This is a genomic window from Streptomyces sp. NPDC040589 (genome assembly GCF_055594445.1).
In genome coordinates this window covers 128,221-146,776 of record NZ_JBVIWP010000003.1, presented here as the reverse complement: position 1 = coordinate 146,776, position 18,556 = coordinate 128,221, and the positions used below count along the sequence as shown (strand labels likewise).

21 protein-coding genes and 1 tRNA gene are annotated in these 18,556 nt (G+C 69.0%); 6 read left to right on the top strand and 16 right to left on the bottom strand.

The annotated features are described in order from the left end of the window. Nucleotides 1-148: 148 nt before the first annotated feature. Entirely contained in the window at nucleotides 149-598 is a 450-nt protein-coding gene (locus ACZ58V_RS13180; RefSeq protein WP_468190296.1) for a hypothetical protein, read from the bottom strand. Nucleotides 599-1,129: 531 nt separating this feature from the next. Here ACZ58V_RS13180 and ACZ58V_RS13175 point away from each other — a divergent pair. Continuing rightward, nucleotides 1,130-1,213 (top strand) — tRNA-Leu (locus ACZ58V_RS13175). A 53-nt stretch (nucleotides 1,214-1,266) separates the two neighbouring features. Here ACZ58V_RS13175 and rdgB read toward each other — a convergent pair. The 4 genes from rdgB to ACZ58V_RS13155 all read right to left on the bottom strand — a co-directional run bounded on the left by rdgB (nucleotide 1,267) and on the right by ACZ58V_RS13155 (nucleotide 3,591). After that, nucleotides 1,267-1,869 (bottom strand): RdgB/HAM1 family non-canonical purine NTP pyrophosphatase, encoded by a 603-nt coding sequence (rdgB, locus tag ACZ58V_RS13170; protein ID WP_471290043.1) that lies wholly within the window; start codon nucleotides 1,867-1,869, stop codon nucleotides 1,267-1,269. Between the two features lie 117 nt (nucleotides 1,870-1,986). Continuing rightward, the gene (locus ACZ58V_RS13165) at nucleotides 1,987-2,385 is read right to left on the bottom strand and encodes a hypothetical protein (RefSeq protein ID WP_184593195.1); all 399 of its coding nucleotides are present in this window, start codon (nucleotides 2,383-2,385) and stop codon (nucleotides 1,987-1,989) included. 142 nt (nucleotides 2,386-2,527) lie between these two features. After that, a complete protein-coding gene (rph, locus tag ACZ58V_RS13160) occupies nucleotides 2,528-3,265 on the bottom strand; it encodes a ribonuclease PH (protein WP_215121113.1) in 738 nt (245 codons plus the stop codon). 92 nt (nucleotides 3,266-3,357) lie between these two features. Then, nucleotides 3,358-3,591, bottom strand: a complete 234-nt coding sequence (locus tag ACZ58V_RS13155; protein WP_215121112.1) for a PTS sugar transporter subunit IIB — start codon at nucleotides 3,589-3,591, stop codon at nucleotides 3,358-3,360. A gap of 262 nt (nucleotides 3,592-3,853) precedes the next feature. Between ACZ58V_RS13155 and ACZ58V_RS13150 the strand changes: the two genes are divergently transcribed. Next, entirely contained in the window at nucleotides 3,854-5,116 is a 1,263-nt protein-coding gene (locus tag ACZ58V_RS13150) for a PTS transporter subunit EIIC (RefSeq protein ID WP_468190302.1), read from the top strand. Nucleotides 5,117-5,176: 60 nt separating this feature from the next. Here the strand turns inward: ACZ58V_RS13150 and ACZ58V_RS13145 are convergent, their stop codons facing one another. After that, the gene (locus ACZ58V_RS13145) at nucleotides 5,177-5,929 is read right to left on the bottom strand and encodes an MBL fold metallo-hydrolase (RefSeq protein WP_468190304.1); all 753 of its coding nucleotides are present in this window, start codon (nucleotides 5,927-5,929) and stop codon (nucleotides 5,177-5,179) included. Between the two features lie 214 nt (nucleotides 5,930-6,143). On the opposite strand from ACZ58V_RS13145, the gene ACZ58V_RS13140 reads away from it, so the two are divergent. Then, nucleotides 6,144-6,587 (top strand): type II toxin-antitoxin system PemK/MazF family toxin, encoded by a 444-nt coding sequence (locus ACZ58V_RS13140; RefSeq protein ID WP_468190306.1) that lies wholly within the window; start codon nucleotides 6,144-6,146, stop codon nucleotides 6,585-6,587. A 109-nt stretch (nucleotides 6,588-6,696) separates the two neighbouring features. Here ACZ58V_RS13140 and ACZ58V_RS13135 read toward each other — a convergent pair whose 3' ends face one another. The 7 genes from ACZ58V_RS13135 to clpS form a co-directional block, all read right to left on the bottom strand. Further along, nucleotides 6,697-7,647, bottom strand: a complete 951-nt coding sequence (locus ACZ58V_RS13135) for a PLP-dependent cysteine synthase family protein (RefSeq protein ID WP_468190308.1) — start codon at nucleotides 7,645-7,647, stop codon at nucleotides 6,697-6,699. Nucleotides 7,648-7,653: 6 nt separating this feature from the next. Continuing rightward, nucleotides 7,654-7,932 carry a MoaD/ThiS family protein gene (locus ACZ58V_RS13130; RefSeq protein WP_184593209.1) on the bottom strand — a complete coding sequence of 93 codons (279 nt, stop codon included), beginning with the start codon at nucleotides 7,930-7,932 and terminating at the stop codon, nucleotides 7,654-7,656. Between the two features lie 114 nt (nucleotides 7,933-8,046). Further along, on the bottom strand, nucleotides 8,047-8,142 hold the full coding sequence (locus ACZ58V_RS13125; RefSeq protein WP_311125941.1) for a putative leader peptide: 96 nt from the start codon (nucleotides 8,140-8,142) through the stop codon (nucleotides 8,047-8,049). Between the two features lie 98 nt (nucleotides 8,143-8,240). Further along, a complete protein-coding gene (locus tag ACZ58V_RS13120; RefSeq protein WP_391097849.1) occupies nucleotides 8,241-8,663 on the bottom strand; it encodes a M67 family metallopeptidase in 423 nt (140 codons plus the stop codon). 150 nt (nucleotides 8,664-8,813) lie between these two features. Beyond that, nucleotides 8,814-10,238: an amino acid permease gene (locus tag ACZ58V_RS13115; RefSeq protein ID WP_471290041.1), complete on the bottom strand. Its 1,425-nt coding sequence runs from the start codon at nucleotides 10,236-10,238 to the stop codon at nucleotides 8,814-8,816. A gap of 388 nt (nucleotides 10,239-10,626) precedes the next feature. Beyond that, entirely contained in the window at nucleotides 10,627-11,235 is a 609-nt protein-coding gene (locus ACZ58V_RS13110; RefSeq protein ID WP_471290040.1) for a DUF2017 domain-containing protein, read from the bottom strand. Nucleotides 11,236-11,267: 32 nt separating this feature from the next. Further along, entirely contained in the window at nucleotides 11,268-11,576 is a 309-nt protein-coding gene (clpS, locus tag ACZ58V_RS13105) for an ATP-dependent Clp protease adapter ClpS (protein ID WP_184593217.1), read from the bottom strand. Nucleotides 11,577-11,690: 114 nt separating this feature from the next. On the opposite strand from clpS, the gene ACZ58V_RS13100 reads away from it, so the two are divergent. Together ACZ58V_RS13100 and ACZ58V_RS13095 are read left to right on the top strand one after the other, a co-directional pair. Further along, nucleotides 11,691-13,037, top strand: a complete 1,347-nt coding sequence (locus ACZ58V_RS13100; RefSeq protein ID WP_471290039.1) for a nicotinate phosphoribosyltransferase — start codon at nucleotides 11,691-11,693, stop codon at nucleotides 13,035-13,037. A 115-nt stretch (nucleotides 13,038-13,152) separates the two neighbouring features. Continuing rightward, complete coding sequence (locus ACZ58V_RS13095) at nucleotides 13,153-13,743, top strand: nicotinamidase (RefSeq protein WP_468190319.1); 591 nt, start codon at nucleotides 13,153-13,155, stop codon at nucleotides 13,741-13,743. Nucleotides 13,744-14,290: 547 nt separating this feature from the next. Here ACZ58V_RS13095 and ACZ58V_RS13090 read toward each other — a convergent pair. Together ACZ58V_RS13090 and ACZ58V_RS13085 are read right to left on the bottom strand one after the other, a co-directional pair. Further along, the gene (locus ACZ58V_RS13090) at nucleotides 14,291-14,632 is read right to left on the bottom strand and encodes a hypothetical protein (protein ID WP_468190321.1); all 342 of its coding nucleotides are present in this window, start codon (nucleotides 14,630-14,632) and stop codon (nucleotides 14,291-14,293) included. 122 nt (nucleotides 14,633-14,754) lie between these two features. After that, the gene (locus ACZ58V_RS13085) at nucleotides 14,755-17,115 is read right to left on the bottom strand and encodes an immune inhibitor A domain-containing protein (RefSeq protein WP_471290038.1); all 2,361 of its coding nucleotides are present in this window, start codon (nucleotides 17,113-17,115) and stop codon (nucleotides 14,755-14,757) included. Between the two features lie 404 nt (nucleotides 17,116-17,519). Between ACZ58V_RS13085 and ACZ58V_RS13080 the strand changes: the two genes are divergently transcribed. Then, complete coding sequence (locus tag ACZ58V_RS13080; protein ID WP_468190533.1) at nucleotides 17,520-17,804, top strand: hypothetical protein; 285 nt, start codon at nucleotides 17,520-17,522, stop codon at nucleotides 17,802-17,804. A 37-nt stretch (nucleotides 17,805-17,841) separates the two neighbouring features. On the opposite strand, the gene ACZ58V_RS13075 is transcribed toward ACZ58V_RS13080, so the two are convergent. Next, on the bottom strand, nucleotides 17,842-18,513 hold the full coding sequence (locus ACZ58V_RS13075; RefSeq protein ID WP_468190325.1) for an RDD family protein: 672 nt from the start codon (nucleotides 18,511-18,513) through the stop codon (nucleotides 17,842-17,844). Nucleotides 18,514-18,556: the final 43 nt, after the last annotated feature.

Here is an 18,556-nt window from a genome sequence, read left to right as displayed (position 1 = left end):
TGGACCCCCCCGCCCCAAAAAACAAAAAAAGCACTGCTTTGTTGGGCGGGGGGGGGGGGGGGGTTTCTTCTTTTTTTCTCCGGGGGGGGGCCGAAAGGGGGGGTGTTTTCCCCTCCTGTTGGCGCCCCACCACGCTTCAGATCACTGATCAGGAATCGGCGAGAGAGGTGTCGACTCCCGCATAGGTCGCCCACAGCAGGCAGCACGCGTTGCTTCCGCCGCCGACGTTGTCGAGCTGGAAGAAGTAGTCCGACTCCTGGGGCAGGCCGTTGTACTCGCCCCGGCTGGCGTAGGACGAGCCGTTGAAGCAGTTGGTGAACGTCTTCTCACCGTAGAAGTCGTTGGACGACAGCGCGTCGTAGTCCCACAGCTCGACCCCGGTGGTCTTGCTGCCGCCCTGCACGGTGCAGCCCTTGAAGATGATCTCCGAGTAGCTCTCGTCCGCCCAGTAGCGGGACTTCCCGTTGCTGCCACCGCCGTCCGTCCACGAGCTGATGCTGCCCGACCAGTTGGCCCAGGCACCCGAGGACAGCGCGAGGGTGAAGGCTGACGCCATCGCGACCACGGCGGATACGCGCTTGGAGGATCTGCCCGACATGCGGGAACTCCGAATCTCTCCCCCGATGCGGCCCCCCCATGAGGCCTGTCCACATCAGGCAAGGCGTGGAAGCTATCGAACAGATGATCTTTCAGTCAATGTGACGTAAAAATCTTGTGCCTCTCACCATCGTTCCGAGCGGACCAGGTGAACGGTATGGACGGCCTGCACGAAGGGGATGATCCGGGTGGTCGAGCACCGCGGTTCGCGAGGGAATCCCCAGGCCCTGCGGGTGGGAACGGCGCTCCAGCACCGCAAGGGCATCGGCCGGCCGCACGATGATCCGGCTCGGACAGTGACGGAGTGGCAGGTGGCCCAGACCTCCTGCGGCAGCAGCTCCGGCGAGACCGTCCGCAGCATTTCGGCCTCTCCTCGTTTTCGCGAACTTCCAGCTGTGGTAGGCGAATTCAGCCCCCAGCGCTCGTGATGCAGGGCTGCCACCCGGGGCAAGGGGGGCCACGCGATCACCAGCACGTGGTGCAGGGGAGGCAGAAGCCGACAAGCTACTCCCGGTACGATGACAGGCGGCTAGCGGCGGTGGCGCAACGGCGACGCAGCAGGTTTAGGTCCTGTGGCCCCTGACCGGGCTTGAGGGTTCGAATCCCTTCCGCCGCACGAGATACGGCCTGCGCATCGAAGAATCGATCCGCAGGCCGTTTCTCTTGGGCTCAGCCCAACAGCTCCCGCACCACCGGCACCAGCGCCCGAAACGCCTTCCCCCGGTGGCTGATCGCGTTCTTCTCCTGGGGAGTCAGTTCCGCGCAGGTGCGGGTCTCGCCGTCGGGCTGGAGGATCGGGTCGTAGCCGAAGCCGCCGGAACCGGTCGGCGCGTGGCGGAGGGTGCCGCGGAGTTGGCCCTCGACCACGCGCTCCGTGCCGTCGGGCAGGGCCAGGGCCGCCGCGCAGGCGAAGTGGGCGCCTCGGTGTTCGTCGGCGATGTCGGAGAGCTGGGCGAGGAGCAGGTCCAGGTTGGCCTTGTCGTCGCCGTGGCGGCCGGACCAGCGGGCGGAGAAGATGCCGGGGGCGCCGTTCAGGACGTCGACGCAGAGGCCGGAGTCGTCGGCGACGGCCAGGAGGCCCGTCGCCTGGGCCAGGGCGTGGGCCTTGAGGAGTGCGTTCTCCGCGAAGGTGACGCCCGTTTCCTTGACGTCGGGGATGTCCGGGTAGGCGTCGGCGCCGACGAGTTCGTGGGGCAGTCCGGCTTCGGCCAGGATCGCGCGGAGTTCGGTGATCTTTCCGGCGTTGCGTGTGGCGAGGATCAAGCGGGTCATGGCCCCCAGTATCGCCCCGTCAGGGGCGCGGGGAACTGCGCGATCAACCACGACGAACCCGCGGTCGACCACCGGCAGAACCCCGCACACGAGAACCCCGGCCCAGCTAGCGCAGCGTCACGGCGTGCAGACCTTCGTCAGTTCACCCGCCGCGTCCGTGACCGGGCTGATGTCAGGGGTCTCGTCGCCGTTCTTGACCGACGTACGGACGTTGTCGACGGCCTTGTTGAGGTCGTCGACGGCCTTGTTGACGTCCGTGTTGTCGGTCTTGTCGCCGATCTCGCCGAGGTTCTTGTCGATGGAGTCGAGGGACTTGTCGAGCTGCGTCGGGTCGTTGGCCGCGTTGTCCACGGCCTGCTGGAGTTCCGTGACGCTGTCGGCGATGGCGTCGGCGGTCTGGACGCAGTCCAGCGCCTTGTCGACGGCGGCGCAGCCGGTGGTGAGTCCGGCGGTCAGCGCGACGGCCGCCAGGGTGGCGGCGACGGCTGCGGTGCGGCGTCGGCGGCTCGCGGCCATGGAACGGTCCCTCTCGTCGGTCGGGCCCATCGGCCCGTGTGGCTGGCCGAGCGCACAGGGATGAGCCGTGCGCCCGTACCTCTTCAGACGCGAGCATGCTCGGCGCGGTTGCCCGCGCCGAGCATCTGCCTTGGTGCGCCCTTTACTTTTCGAGGACGGTATCAAGCGCGGTGCGCTGGTGGGCGGCGAGTTCCGTGCAGCCGGCGACGGCGAGGTCGAGGAGGGCGTTGAGTTCGTCGCGGGCGAAGGGTTCGGCCTCGGCGGTGCCCTGGACCTCGACGAAGCGGCCGTCGCCGGTGCAGACGACGTTCATGTCGGTGTCGGCCTTGACGTCCTCCTCGTAGCAGAGGTCGAGGAGCGGGACGCCGCCGACGATGCCGACGGAGACGGCGGAGACCGTGCCGGTCAGGGGCTGGCGGCCGGCCTTGATGAGCTTCTTGCGCTGGGCCCAGGCGACGGCGTCGGCCAGTGCCACGTAGGCGCCGGTGATGGCCGCCGTACGCGTGCCGCCGTCGGCCTGGAGAACGTCGCAGTCGAGGACGATCGTGTTCTCGCCGAGTGCCTTGTAGTCGATGACGGCGCGCAGCGAGCGGCCGATGAGGCGGGAGATCTCGTGGGTGCGGCCGCCGATGCGGCCCCTGACGGATTCGCGGTCGCCGCGGGTGTTGGTGGAGCGGGGCAGCATGGAGTATTCGGCGGTGACCCAGCCTTCGCCGCTGCCCTTGCGCCAGCGCGGGACGCCTTCGGTGACGGAGGCGGTGCAGAAGACCTTGGTGTCGCCGAAGGAGACGAGGACGGAGCCTTCGGCGTGCTTGCTCCAGCCACGTTCGATGGTGATCGGGCGGAGCTGCTGGGGGGTGCGGCCGTCGATTCGAGACATGCCGCTGAGCCTAGCCGTACCAGCGGAAGGGGCCCCTCCCGCGGTGGGGAGGGGGCCGTTCAGGGGATGAAGCCGGGGATGACCCCCGCTCTTCACATCAGGTCTTCGATCTCCGCGGCGATGGGGTCGGCGTCGGTGCCGATGACGACCTGGATGGCGGTGCCCATCTTGACGACGCCGTGGGCGCCGGCGGCCTTCAGGGCGGCCTCGTCGACCTTGCCGGGGTCCACGACCTCGGTCCGCAGGCGGGTGATGCAGCCCTCGACCTCTTCGATGTTGTCGATGCCGCCGAGCCCGGCAACGATCTTCTCAGCCTTGCTGGCCATCTCTGTTCTCCCTGATCCGAACCGCTTGGTCGCAGTAATCCAGTTGTCTACACCACAAGTCCGCCGATCGACAAAGCACCGAGGCGTGATCGTCGAGTCGGGCGGAATTGGCGGGTTCCACTCGTTCGGCCTAGCGTGCTACAACTGGTCTACACCACTCACTGGTGGAGGTCGCGCGGCGGAGACCGCGCTCCCCTTTTGAGACGCCGCCGTCCCCCATCGAACTCTTCCTGGGCGGCGCCGTGCCCCATGGAGGAAGTTCATGTCCACAGACACTGCCGCGCCCGCGAGCCCGAAGAAGGGGACTGCGGTGATGGCGGTCCTGCAGCGTATCGGCCGCAGCCTCATGCTGCCCGTCGCCGTGCTGCCGGCCGCCGCCCTCCTGGTCCGCCTCGGCAACACCGACATGCTGGGGCGGGAGTCGTTCCCCGCCTTCATCACCAAGATCGCTGGCTTCATGGCCGCCGGCGGCAACGCGATCCTCGACAACATGGCGCTGCTGTTCGCCGTGGGCATCGCGATCGGCTTCGCCAAGAAGTCGGACGGCTCCACCGCCCTGGCGGCCGTGGTCGGCTACCTCGTCTTCAAGAACGTGCTCGCCACCTTCACCGACCCGAACCTGCCGCAGGTGGCGACGGCCGTCGACGGCAAGGTCGTCATGGTGGACGCGCCGGTGGACGCCAAGGTGCTCGGCGGTGTGGTGATGGGCCTCGTGGTCGCCCTGCTCTACCAGCGCTTCTACCGCACCAAGCTGCCTGACTGGGCGGGCTTCTTCGGCGGTCGCCGCATGGTTCCGATCCTGTCCGCCTTCGCGGGCCTGATCATCGGCATCGTCTTCGGTTACATCTGGCCGGTCCTCGGCACGGCGCTGCACAACTTCGGCGAGTGGCTGGTCGGCTCCGGAGCCGTCGGCGCGGGCATCTTCGGTGTCGCCAACCGCGCGCTGATCCCGATCGGCATGCACCACCTGCTGAACTCCTTCCCCTGGTTCCAGGCCGGCACGTACGAGGGCAAGAGCGGCGACATCGCGCGCTTCCTGGCCGGTGACCCGACCGCCGGGCAGTTCATGACCGGCTTCTTCCCGATCATGATGTTCGCCCTGCCTGCCGCCTGCCTGGCGATCGTGCACTGCGCCCGGCCGGAGCGCCGCAAGGTCGTCGGCGGCATGATGTTCTCGCTCGCGCTGACCTCCTTCGTCACCGGTGTCACCGAGCCGATCGAGTTCACGTTCATGTTCATCGCCCCGGTGCTGTACGCGATCCACGCCGTGCTGACCGGTGTGTCGATGGCGCTGACCTGGGCCCTGGGGATGAAGGACGGCTTCGGCTTCTCGGCCGGCGTGATCGACTTCGGTCTGAACCTGGGCATCGCGACCAACCCGTGGGGCCTGGTCCTGGTCGGGCTGTGCTTCGCGGCGGTGTACTACGTGGTCTTCCGCTTCGCGATCACCAAGTTCAACCTGCCGACGCCGGGCCGCGAGTCCGACGAGGAACTCGCCGAGCTCCAGAAGGCGGAGGCGAAGTAACACGCGGCACGACGAAGGCCCCGGAACCGCCTGGTTCCGGGGCCTTCGCGCGTATGGACCTCATACCTCGTACGTCTGCCTCGGTGCCGCGAGGTCCACCGGCCCGTCGTACACCGCGCGGGCGTCGTCGACGTTGACCTGAGGGTCCGTCCACGGCGGGATGTGGGTGAGGACCAGGTGCCGGGCTCCTGCCCGGGCTGCTGTCTCGCCCGCTTCGCGGCCGTTGAGGTGCAGGTCGGGGATGTTCTCCTTGCCGTGCGTGAACGCCGCCTCGCACAGGAACAGGTCGGCGTCCCGGGCGAGTTCGTCCAGGGCCGGGCTGATGCCCGTGTCGCCGGAGTACGTCAGCACCTTGCCGTCGTGTTCGAGGCGGATGCCGTACGCCTCCACGGGGTGGGCCACCCGCTCGGTGTGCACCGTGAACGGGCCGATCTCGAAGGCGGACGGCTTGACCGTGTGGAAGTCGAAGACCTCGCTCATGGAGGAGGCGGAGGGGGTGTCCGCGTAGGCGGTGGTCAGCCGGTGTTCCGTGCCCTCGGGTCCGTAGACCGGGAGAGGATCGCAGCGGCCGCCGTCGTGGCGGTAGTAGCGCGCGACGAAGTACGCGCACATGTCGATGCAGTGGTCGGCGTGCAGATGGCTGAGGAAGATCGCGTCGAGGTCGTAGAGACCGCAGTGGCGCTGCAACTCGCCCAGGGCACCGTTGCCCATGTCGAGAAGCAGCCGGAAGCCGTCGGCCTCGACGAGGTAGCTCGAACAGGCCGATTCCGCGGACGGGAACGACCCCGAGCAGCCGACGACGGTGAGCTTCATGAAGCAGAAACCTCCGCTGGCGGGAAAGTCTGTGTAAGGGGCGTCGGGGGTCGTGCGGTTTGTCGAGCGTAAGGCGCAAAACCTCCGGTAGCTCCTCCGCCAAGGGCTGTTGTGGGCGAACTCACCTGTGGTGTCACCGGTTCGGGCGGCAGGGCCGGACGTGATCCTTGTGAGGAAGGGCGCATGGGAGGGATGGCGCCGGTAACGTCTCAGTATGGACACGTCCTGGTGGCTGGCGCTCGCCGCGGTGGTACTGCTCGCGCTCATCGCGACGCTCGTCGACGGCTGGGGGCGCCGGTCGCCGGCGCGGCGGGGCCGGCCGGCCGCACCGGCCACCGCGGTGGCGGGCCTGCCGCAGCCGGCGGAGATCTGGTGGGCGGACGTGCCCTACGAGGACGCGGCGCGGACCAAGGACCGGCCGTGTCTGGTGCTGGCGGTGCGCGGGGAGCGGGCGACCGTCGCGAAGATCACCACACGGTTCCGGGACGAGCGCCACGGCGTCATCCCGCTGCCGCCGGGCTCGGTCGGCGATGCCAGGGGCCGTGCGAGCTTCCTGGAGACGGACGAGCTGCGGGAGGTCCCGGTGTGGGGCTTCCGGCGACGGGTCGGGGTGGTGGACCCGGCGCTGTGGGACCGGGTGCGGTATCTGGCGGGGTGAGACCGCCCGCCCCTTCCCGGAGAAACACCCGCCCCGTCCCGGAGAACCGGAGGAGAACCAGAAGGGCCGGAGTGAGAACTCCGGCCCTTTCGTGTGATCCGCCGTCGGCTCACGCCCAGAGCTGTCCCTGGAGCGTCTCGATGGCCGCCTCCGTCGTGGCCGCCGTGTAGACGCCCGTCGACAGGTACTTCCAGCCGCCGTCAGCGACGACGAAGACGATGTCGGCCTGCTCGCCGGCCTTCACGGCCTTGCGGCCCACGCCGAGCGCGGCGTGCAGCGCGGCGCCCGTCGAGACACCGGCGAAGATGCCCTCCTGCTGGAGCAACTCCCGGGTACGGGTGACCGCGTCGGCCGAGCCGACCGAGAAGCGGCTGGTGAGGACGGACGCGTCGTACAGCTCGGGGACGAAGCCCTCGTCGAGGTTGCGCAGGCCGTAGACCAGGTCGTCGTAGCGCGGTTCGGCCGCGACGATCTGGACGTCCGGCTTGTGCTCGCGCAGAAAACGGCCCACGCCCATGAGCGTGCCCGTGGTGCCGAGGCCCGCCACGAAGTGGGTGACGGAGGGCAGGTCGGCGAGGATCTCCGGGCCCGTCGTCGCGTAGTGGGCGCCCGCGTTGTCCGGGTTGCCGTACTGGTACAGCATCACCCAGTCCGGGTGCTCGGCGGAGAGTTCCTTGGCGACGCGCACGGCGGTGTTGGAACCGCCCGCGGCCGGGGAGGAGACGATCTCGGCGCCCCACATGGCCAGCAGGTCCCGGCGCTCCTGGGAGGTGTTCTCCGGCATCACGCAGACGATGCGGTAGCCCTTGAGCTTCGCCGCCATGGCCAGCGAGATGCCGGTGTTGCCCGAGGTGGGCTCCAGGATGGTGCAGCCCGGGGTCAGGCGGCCGTCCTTCTCCGCCTGTTCGATCATGTGCAGGGCCGGACGGTCCTTGACCGAGCCGGTCGGGTTGCGGTCCTCCAGCTTCGCCCAGATACGGACGTCGGGGGACGGCGACAGCCGCGGCAGGCGCACCAGGGGGGTGTTGCCTACCGCGGCCAGGGGTGAGTCGTAGCGCATCGGTGATCAGACCATGCCGCCGGCCACGGCCGGCAGGATCGTGACGTTGTCGCCGTCCGACAGCTTGGTGTTGATGCCGTCGAGGAAGCGCACGTCCTCGTCGTTCAGGTACACGTTGACGAAGCGGCGCAGCTGGTCGCCGTCGACGATGCGGGCCTGGATGCCCGCGTGCCGGGTCTCGAGGTCGGTGAACAGCTCGGCGAGGGTGTCACCGCTGGCCTCCACCGCCTTCTGACCGTCGGTGTACGTGCGGAGGATGGTCGGGATGCGGACCTCGATGGCCATGGCTTCAGGGCTCCTGTCGGGAGTAGTCAGTCGGGGCGCGCGGCAGCGCAGGAACAGCGGGTTGTGCGGTGTGCAACGCCGCGGCTCACGGCCGTACGGCGGCAGGGACCTGCGTCAACAGATGGCGCTGGCGAGCCTGCACAGGTCGACGTGCAGCCGCGCCACGAGCAGCTCGCCCGGCGTCTTGTCGCTCACGTCGTGGAAAACCATGGGGTCATCGTATCGATTCCCGGTCCGGGTACTGGAATGTGATCCCACATCGCGGACGGTTGCGGGCCGGGGAGTGAGACCGCGCTGCTCAGGCCCGCTCAGTACGCCTCGACGACCTGGACCTCTTCCTCCGTGACCTCGCCCTCGACGATACGGAACGAGCGGAACTGGAACTCGCCGGCCCCGTCGGTGTCGGCGGTGGAGACGAGGACGTAGTGGGCGCCCGGCTCGTTCGCGTAGGAGATGTCGGTGCGGGAGGGGTAGGCCTCGGTCGCCGTGTGGGAGTGGTAGATGACCACCGGCTCCTCGTCGCGGTCGTCCATCTCGCGGTAGAGCTTGAGCAGGTCGCCGGAGTCGAACTCGTAGAACGTGGGCGACATGGCCGCGTTCAGCATCGGGATGAAGCGCTCGGGGCGGTCCGAGCCCTCGGGGCCCGCGATCACGCCGCACGCCTCGTCGGGGTGGTCCTTGCGCGCGTGGGCGACGATCTGGTCGACGAGGGCCTGGGTGATGGTCAGCATGCTGGTCAGGATAAGCAGAAGGGCCGTTCCGTACCGAGGGTTGGTACGGAACGGCCCATATGCCGGACGCCCTGAGCGGCAGCGGCAGGGAGTGCCACGAGTACTCCCTGCCGCTGGGCGTCCTGGCTGGTTCGGTTCCGGCGGGCTTCGTCAGCCGACCTTCTCGAAGTCCGGGTCGCGGCGCTCGGCGATCTGCGGGTTGCGGCTCTTGAGGACCGCCCAGCCGATACCGAGGGCGACGGCCCAGCCGGCGGCGACGTACAGGCAGACCCGCGCGTCCTTGTCGTACGCGATCATGCAGGTCACGCCGATGAGGAAGACGAGCGCGACCCAGCTGAAGAGCGCTCCGCCGGGGGCGGGGAAGGACGAGGCGCGCAGCCGGCCCGCGTCGACCGCGGCGCGGTAGCGGATGTGGCTGACGAGGATCATCATCCAGGTCCAGATGCCGGCCGCGGTGGCGACGGAGGTGACGTAGAGGAACGCCTTCTCCGGGACGACGTAGTTCAGGACGACGCCGATGCCCATGAGCGCCACGGAGACCGTGATGCCGACGGCGGGCGTCTTGCGGGCGTTGAGCTTGCCGAACGCCTGCGGCGCCTCGCTGTTGGAGGCCAGGTCGCGCAGCATCCGGCCGGTCGAGTACATGCCCGAGTTGCAGGACGACAGGGCCGCGGTGAGCACCACGAAGTTGACGATGCCCGCGGCGAGCGGGATGCCGATCTCGCCGAACGCGTGGACGAACGGGCTCTCGCCCTCGGAGAACTCGGTCCACTTGACGACGGAGAGGATCACCAGCAGCGCGCCGACGTAGAAGACGATGATGCGCCAGGGCAGGGTGTTGATGGCCTTGGGCAGGGTCTTCTCGGGGTTCTCGGACTCGCCCGCGGTGACGCCGACGAGCTCGACGGCGAGGTAGGCGAACATGACGCCCTGGAGCGTCATCAGGCTGGAGCCGATGCCGTTCGGGAAGAAGCCGTCGTGCGCCCAGAGGTTGGAGACGGTGGCGGTGTCACCGGCGTCGGAGAAGCCGAGGGTGAGCACGCCGAGGCCGATGACGATCATGCCGATGATGGCCGTGACCTTGATCATCGAGAACCAGAACTCGACCTCGCCGAAGATCTTGACGGAGATCAGGTTGACGCCGAAGAGCACCACCAGGAACACCAAGGCGCTGACCCACTGCGGGATCTCCGGGAACCAGAAGTGGATGTAGATCGCGGCGGCCGTGAGTTCGGCCATGCCGGTGACCACCCACATGAGCCAGTACGTCCAGCCCGTGACGAACCCGAAGAACGGGCCGAGGAATTCGCGGGCGTACTCGGCGAAGGAGCCGGAGACGGGCCGGTAGAGGAGCAGTTCGCCCAGGGCCCGCATGATGAAGAAGATGACGACGCCCGCGAGGGCGTACATCAGGATGATGCTGGGCCCGGCCTTGGCGATGTTCGCCCCGGCGCCCATGAACAGGCCGACGCCGATGGCGCCGCCGATGGCGATCATCTGGACCTGACGGCTGCCGAGTCCGCGCTCGTACCCCTCTTCGGGGACGTTTTCCGTGTCGACCTGCGCAGAGGTCATGTGTGGTGCGCCCTTTCTCCATGCCGACCCGGGCCTCGCGTCGGCCTCGGATCGGGTCTCGATCCCCCCGGAATGATGGAGCTGAGCGGGCCCCGGAGGGCCGCTCGTGCCTGGCCGACGGTTGTCGGCTCGGTGGCGCACCCGGCCGAACATTCGGGTGGTGTCGGCCGGGCGGTCGTGAAGATTTATCACGGCCGCAACATTGATCACATGGCTGATTTGTGACGCACCGCACAGGGAGAACCGGACAAAGCGCAGCCGAAGACGGCATAGAAGGCGGGCGCGGTGACGCGATCGTTATCCGGATTTGAGTGTCCTCTGAGCGAACACCGATCGGTCACCCGCCGGTCACAGGACCTGCACTGACCAGGGCATCAGCGTTCACTGATCAAGGCATCAGCGTTCCGACCAGCGTCTCCTGGAGTCCACCCAGCCACAGATAGGCCATCACCATCGGCTTGCGCGGGTCCTCGTCCGGGAGGCGATAGAGGAGATCACTGTCCTCCTCATCGGTGATTTCCAGCCGCGAGCCGATCGCGAGCCTCAGATCGTTCAGGGCACCCAGCCACTGCTGCGACTCCTCCGGCGACAGCTTCAGCACGGCCCCGCCCTCACCGGCCGAGGCCGAGGGGAGCGCGTCCAGGGAGCGGATCACCGCGAGGGCGCTGCCCCGCTTGCCGGCCCGCAGGTCGTTCTCGGTGTAGCGGCGGAACTCGGAGGAGTACGCCCGCTGCTCCTCGGCGTCCCGGGGCGAGGCGGGCTGCTCGGGGTCGCTGTAGGCGTCCGGGAAGAGCCGCTTGAGCACCGGGTCGGTCGGCGGCTCGCTCGGGCCGTCCGCGAACAGCTCGGCGAGCGGGTCGTCGGGGGCGTCCTCGGCGGGGCCGGGGCCGATGAGCTCCAGGAGCTGGACGGCCAGCGACCGGATGATGGAGATCTCGACGTCGTCGAGGGCGACGGCCGCGCCGCCGCCGGGAAGCGGTTCGAAGGTTCCGGGCATGAACGCCTTTTCGCTGCTGGGCGGGCTGCTGGCTACTTGCGGTCCTGCTGGAGAGTGGCCCACAGGCCGTAGCCGTGCATGGCCTGCACGTCGCGCTCCATCTCCTCGCGGCTGCCGCTGGAGACGACCGCCCGGCCCTTGTGGTGGACGTCCATCATGAGCTTGGTGGCCTTGTCCTTGGAGTAGCCGAAATACGTCTGGAAGACGTACGTCACATAGCTCATGAGGTTGACCGGGTCGTTGTGGACGATGGTGACCCAGGGAAGGTCCGGCTCGGGGACGGCGAAGACCTCCTCCGCCGACTCGGTGCGTTCGATCTCCAGGGGTGCGGGTGACGTCACATGCCCATGCTGCCACCCGAGGGGGGTAGTCGCACAAACGGGCCTGGGGGCAAGGCGATCGCGTCGCCCGGAGACACAATCGTCAGACTGACGAAATGGGGGTACGATCTCGCCATGAACACAGCGGACCTTGGGCTGCCGGTGGACGTTCCCTCGACGGCGCTCTTCACGGACCAGTACGAGCTGACGATGCTGCGGGCCGCGCTCGCGGCGGGCACGGCCGAGCGGCGGAGCGTGTTCGAGGTCTTCACCCGGAGGCTGCCGAACGGGCGCCGCTACGGCGTCGTGGCGGGCACCGGGCGGGTGCTGGACGCGGTGGAGAACTTCCGCTTCGACCCGGGCGTCCTCGGCTTCCTGCGCGAGCGGGAGATCGTGGACGAGCAGACCCTCGAATGGCTCGCCGGCTACCGCTTCAGCGGGGACATCTGGGGCTACCCCGAGGGTGAGGTGTACTTCCCGGGCTCGCCGATCATGCGGGTCGAGGGCACCTTCGCCGAGTGCGTGCTACTGGAGACCGTGATCCTGTCGATCCTCAACCACGACTCGGCGATCGCCGCGGCGGCCTCGCGGATGTCGTCGGCCGCCGGTGGCCGGCCGCTGATCGAGATGGGCGCCCGGCGCACGCACGAGCTGGCGGCGGTGGCGGCCTCCCGGGCCGCGTACGTCGGCGGCTTCGCGACCACCTCCGACCTCGCCGCCGGTTTCCGCTACGGCATCCCGACCGTCGGCACCTCCGCGCACGCCTTCACTCTGCTGCACGACAGCGAGCGGGACGCCTTCCAGGCCCAGGTGGACACGCTGGGGCGGGGCACGACCCTGCTCGTCGACACGTACGACGTCGCCGAGGCCGTGCGCACGGCCGTGGAGGTCGCGGGCACCGACCTGGGGGCCGTGCGGATCGACTCCGGCGATCTGCTGCTGGTGGCGCACCGGGTGCGGCAGCAGCTGGACGAGCTGGGGGCGACCGGTACGAAGATCGTCGTGACCTCGGACCTGGACGAGTACGCGATCGCCTCGCTGGCGGCGGCGCCGGTGGACGCGTACGGCGTCGGTACGCAGCTGGTGACCGGCTCCGGGCATCCGACGTCCTCGATGGTCTACAAGCTCGTCGCGCGGGCCGAGTCCACCGACCCGAGGGCGCCGCTGATACCGGTGGCGAAGAAGTCGACCGGGGGCAAGACGTCGGTGGGCGGGCGCAAGTGGGCCGCGCGGCGGCTGGACGCGTACGGGGTCGCCGAGGCCGAGGTGATCGGCACGGGGCCGGTGCCGGCCGGGCTCGCGGACCGGCAGCTGCTGGTGGAGCTGGTCAAGGGTGGTGAGGTCGTGGCCCGTGAGCCGCTGGACGCGGTCCGCGACCGGCACGCGGCCGCTCGCGCGGGGCTTCCGATGTCGGCGACGCAGCTCTCGCGCGGGGAGCCTGTCCTTCCGACGGAGTACGCGCACGGGGCCTCGGGTAGCTAATTGCGGTGTGCCGCTGTGCGCCGACCCGTACCCCCTCCCGCCCTCTCCTCCTTGTCAATAGGCTCGGACGTTCACCGGCCGGGCTTGCCGACCTCATAGCCGAAGGACACCGACCATGCGCCGCGCCTTGATCGTCGTAGACGTGCAGAACGACTTCTGCGAGGGAGGCAGCCTCGCGGTGTCCGGCGGTGCCGATGTGGCTGCCGCCGTCACGGAGCTGATCGGGCAGGCGGCCGGGTCCGGCTACCAGCACGTCGTGGCCAGCCGCGACCACCACATCGCTCCCGGCGGCCACTTCTCCACGAACCCGGACTACGTCCACTCCTGGCCCGCGCACTGCGTCGCGGGCACGGAGGGCGTCGGCTTCCACCCCAACTTCGCCCCCGCGGTCGCTTCCGGTTCGATCGATGCCGTGTTCGACAAGGGGGCGTACTCGGCGGCGTACAGCGGCTTCGAGGGAACGGACGAGAACGGCACGAGCCTGGCCGACTGGCTCCGCTCCCGCGAGGTGACCGAGGTGGACGTGGTCGGCATCGCCACGGACCACTGCGTCCGCGCCACGGCCCTGGACGCGGCCCGGGAGGGCTTCCGCACCCACGTCCTCCTGGACCTGACGGCAGGCGTCTCCCAGGAGACCACCGAGCGGGCCCTGGAGGAGCTGCGCGAGGCGGGCGTGGAGCTGTCCGGGAAGCCGGTCGTCCTGTAGGGAGCGGGCGAGCCACGAGCCCGCCCCGGACCGGAACCGCCCGTGGGCCTTGGCTGCCGGCCGGCCATGTCCGCCGTCGCCCCGGCGGGCGCGCGGGCCGAACGGGCCGCGAGGCGGGCCCGGGCGGGGGGGCGTAACCGGCCGGATCGGCGGAATGATCACACTCGGCCGAACCACCGGCAGGCCCAGGTGGGGCAGGTCCCACCTGGGCGCCGTGCCCTGGCGGTGGGATCACGCCCGGTGGGGCCGCCGCCAGACGCCCGGCGGGCCCCGGCAGGGGCCCATCCGACCGTGGGCCGGGCCTCAGCGAGGGCATCCCGGCCCGGGGTCTGTCGCGGGAGGCCACGGGCCACCGGGCAAGGGGCCGTCCGGCTGGGGTCGGCGAGCCGCCAGGGCCCTGTAGCCCCGGGCGGGCCATGTCCCACCGCGGGGCCGAGCCCCAGTGCTTCCGGTACCGACCATGGCCGTGGCGGACGCCCGGCCGGCGGGTAGCCGGGCGCGCGTGGGCCCGCTCCCAATCCGTGAGGCGGGCGGGAGGGGCTTGGCGTCAGGTCTGGGCCGTCGGGCGTCTCAGGAGGGATCTGATCGGGCGCCACAGTTCCGTGGTGAGGTCCGGGGACAGGACACCGTTGTCAGGGGCCGTGCGCCATATGAGGCCGTCGGGGTGGTGGAGGACCGCCGTGATCTCGTCGGGGGTCGGTGGGGCGGCGTTGCCGCGCAGGTAGACCGCCCGCAGACCCAGGTTTCGGAGCCTGGTCAGGGCTCGGGCGCGGTTGGCCGAGTGGACGAGCACGCGGACGGCGCCGGGGCCGTCGGCGGCGGGGCGGGGCAGGTTCAGTGCCACCACCACCGTGCCGTTCGGCAGCTTGCAGAAGCCTCCTGCGGCCATGCGGTCATCCCCCCGTGTCGGTCGGTGTCAATAAGAGAACCACAGGACGCACCTAAACACGGATCGGCGGTGACCCGCCAGGGGGTCACCGCCGATCATGCTCTGAGCTGGGAAAACGCGTCTTACTTCGCCGCGGGGGCGACCTCGAGCTCGATCGTCGAGCCGTCCTTCGCCTCCTTGATGATCTTGATCTTGGTGTTGGTGTCAGTGATCTTGACGCCGCCGGTCTTGTTCGACTCGTCGTAGTAGGTGTTCTTCCGGTCGTTGAAGACCGACACCCCCTTCGACGACTTGATCTTGGTCGCGACGTCCGCGTTGTGCAGCGTGATGCCGTCCGTGCCGTACAGGCTGAAGGGCGAGTCGTAGGCCTGGATCCGGTTGCGCATCAGCGTGCCGTCGGACCACTTCATGGCCTTCGGGTGCGAGTCGACGGGCAGCAGCAGACCCGTGCCCGGGTGGACGCTGGTGTTGTTGTCCTGCTGGGAGGTGTCCCACTTCCAGATCAACAGGCCGTTCTGGTACGCGTAGTGCTCCACCCAGTCCGGACGGGTCTTGGAGAAGCCGAAGTTGTACGGGCCGACCTTGAGGGTCTTGTCGTACGACACGTACTGGCGGTTCTCCGCGAGGTAGTACTGCGCGTAGTCCTTGGTGAAGGACGCGCCCATGCGGGCGAAGCCGTTCGCCTTCCAGGCCGCGTCCGCGGACTCGGCGTCGTCGGAGAAGACCGCGGCACCGTCGGCGGTCACGGTGATGCGGTCGGCCGTGAAGCCCTTCTGGGCCACGCCGCCGTCGGTCTGGTAGCGGAAGCGCAGGTCGATCTTCTTGCCCGCGTAGGCGTCCAGCGGGAACGCCAGCTTCTTGTACGCGTCGACCGTGCCGGTCAGCGCCGGCTTGTCGCTGCCGTCACGCGGGATCGGCTGACCGTCCACCGTGCCGTCGAGCGCGGTCCAGTTGGCGCCGCCGTCGGTCGACACCTCGGCGTAGAGGTAGTCGTAGTTGGCCTCGATGTCGTACCAGCCGTCGAGGGTCAGCGACGCCGACTTCTTGCCGGTGAGGTCGACCGAACGGGTCAGCGAGTTCTTGAGGTTGTCGCCGCTGCCGCTCCACCACTGCGTGGCGCCCTGCGCGGGCTCCACGATCTCGGTGGTGACCTTCTTCTTGGGCAGCTCCACCACGAGGCCCTGCTTGTGCTTCGTGTTGTACTCGGCGACACCCAGCTTGTGCCACGAGTTCGTCGCGGCCTTCGCGGTGTCGTACTTGAGCCAGCCCAGCTGGAGCTTGTCCCAGGCGGTCATGTCGCCGGGCAGGTCACCGATCTCGTTCTTGCCGGTGCCGAGCCAGGAGCCGGAGGACATCAGGGTCCAGAAGCCGGTGGAGTTGTCGCCGGCGCCGGTGGTGTCGTAGTGGTCCGGCAGACCGAGGTCGTGGCCGTACTCGTGGGCGTAGACGCCGAGTCCGCCGTTCTCCGGCTGGACGGTGTAGTCGCCGACCCAGATGCCGGTGTCGCCGATCTTCGCGCCGCCCAGCTTGTTGTCCGCGGGGCCGGTGGCTCCGGCGTCGGTGCCGAAGGCGTACCAGCGGTGGGCCCAGATCGCGTCGGTGCCCTGTACGCCGCCGCCCGCGGACTCGTCCTCACCGGCGTGCACGACCTGGAAGTGGTCGATGTAGCCGTCGGACTCGTTGAAGTCGCCGTCGCCGTCGAAGTCGTAGCGGTCCCACTGGTCGTACTTCTTGACGTCCGCCTTGATCTCGGCGTCGGTCTTGCCGGCCGCCTTCTGCTGGGCGACCCACGCGTTCAGACCGTCGCTGACGACGTTCCACACGCTCGGGCAGTTGGTGTCACCGCAGGCGTTGTTGCCGTAACGGGCCTCGTTGTAGGGGACCTTGACCCAGTCGGAGACCTCACCCTCGACCGAGTAGCGGCCGGAGGACTGCTTCTCGTAGTACTTCTTGACCGACTCGGTGTTCTTGCCGGTGCCGAAGTAGAGGTCCTCGAAGTACTTCTGGTTGTAGTCCGCCCGCCAGGCCGTGGAGTTGTCCTTCTTGCGGTCCGGCTTGGCTATCTTGTTGTGCAGCGGGCCCGGGGTGCCGCCGTACTTGCTGTCGATCTCGTCGCCGAACTCGACCAGGATCGTGAAGATCTTGTCGGTCTTCTCGCGGCCGAGCTCGACGTACTTGCTGTCGCCCTTCTTGCTCTTGAGCTGGACGACCTTGGAGCCCTCACGGTTCTTGACCGTGGACTTGCCGGATATGACCTGGTTCAGGGCCTCCTGGCGCTGAGCCTCCTGGGTCTTGCTCAGCGGGCCTTCGAGGTTGTGCTCGTCGTGCTTGTGCTCCGCCGGGTCGTGCCGGTCCACGGTGGTGGACCGGGGAGCGGAGGCGTCGTCGGCCTGCGCCACCGCGTAGGTGGAGACGGTGGCGGTGGCCGCCGCGAGCGCCACACCGATGGCGGCCGCTCTGAACGTCCAGGGTCTACTGGTCACTTGAGTTCCTCCCCCGCGTTCGAGCGCGCGGGGGAAGGGGTCTCGTATGTGCCGGAGTCCGCGCGCGCGTGATCAACGCGTGTAGTCAAGTGACGACATTTGACTAGAGGTTAAGCAGAAAAGACAGACCTTGACTTGGACAGGTCAAGTGCACTATGCGGAGTCCACGTTCGTTTTGCGGACAACCAACCGCATGCCCATCTGGCAGCAGGCGCGCGCATATGTCCACTGGGTGGACGCCATGACCCCGTGCGCCCCCTGTGCTCCGGACCTGTTGATTAGGTCACGCTTACCGGCGGTTCCGCTCGGGCACCCTGCCCCTGAGAATGTCACTTGGCGGAACGCTCGGTAAGCGGCGGAAAGCCAGGCCGACACCCCCGTGGACCCCCACTTTCGAGGACATGATGGCCATGCCCCGTCCGACTGCCGCACAGCTCGCCTACGGTTCGTGCACCGTGATCTTCTCGACCCTCGCCATGCTGCTGCTGTCACAGACGAGTTCGGGTGTGGGGGTCGCGATCATCGCCCTCGCGGCGCTCGCCCTCGGGCTGCTGGTCGCCATGACGGTGCCGCTGCCCGGCAAACGCCGCACCACGGTGGAACAGCCCGCCCCCGTGGAACCCCTGCGGGCCTCGGTCCCCGCGCCGGCCCCGGCCCCGGAGCCGGTGCGCGAGCGGGCCGCCTCCTGACCGCCGGCTGATCCCGCTCCGCAGTGACGCGACCGCCTCAACCGGTGCTGACCACGACCGACTTGGCCGCCTTGTCGTGCAGGCCCTGCTTGTAGGGCCGGTCGAAGAAGCTCCAGCCGCCGCAGACCGCTGTCCAGACACAGGCGCAGCAGAAGGCGAACGGGATCCACAGCACCGCGGCGCGCATCAGCGAGTTCTGCACGGAGGGCGTGGCGCCGTTGTCGAGGTTGGCCACGCGCAGGTGCAGCAGCTTCTTGCCGAGGGTCTGGCCGGTCCTGGCGGTCAGGATCGTGTCGTAGGCGATGTACAGGACGGCGGCGACCCCCGACTGCCAGAAGGACTTGCCGACCTCGATGCGGTCGCTGTCCACGTCGTACTCGTTGACGTCGAAGCCCCAGGTGACCAGCCAGACGACGACACCCACCAGGATCATGTCGATGACGCGGGCGAGCGTGCGCTTGCCGCTGTCGGCCAGCGGGGGCATGCCGGCGAGGGGGTCGGTGGGGTAGGAGCCGCCGCCGTACGGATCCCCGCCGTAGGGGCCGCCGCCTGGACCACCGGACGGACCGCCGCCGCCCTGGTACGGCGGGGGTTCGCTGCCGTAGGGCGAGCCCGCGCCCCCACCGGGCGGCTCGTTCGGGGGCCGCTTCCTGAACGGGTCGTCTTCCGGGGGCTGCTGCCCGGAGCCGGGGGGCGGTTCACTGCTCATGGCCCGAGTCGACCGCGAACCCCCCGCCTCCGCATCCGGCAGA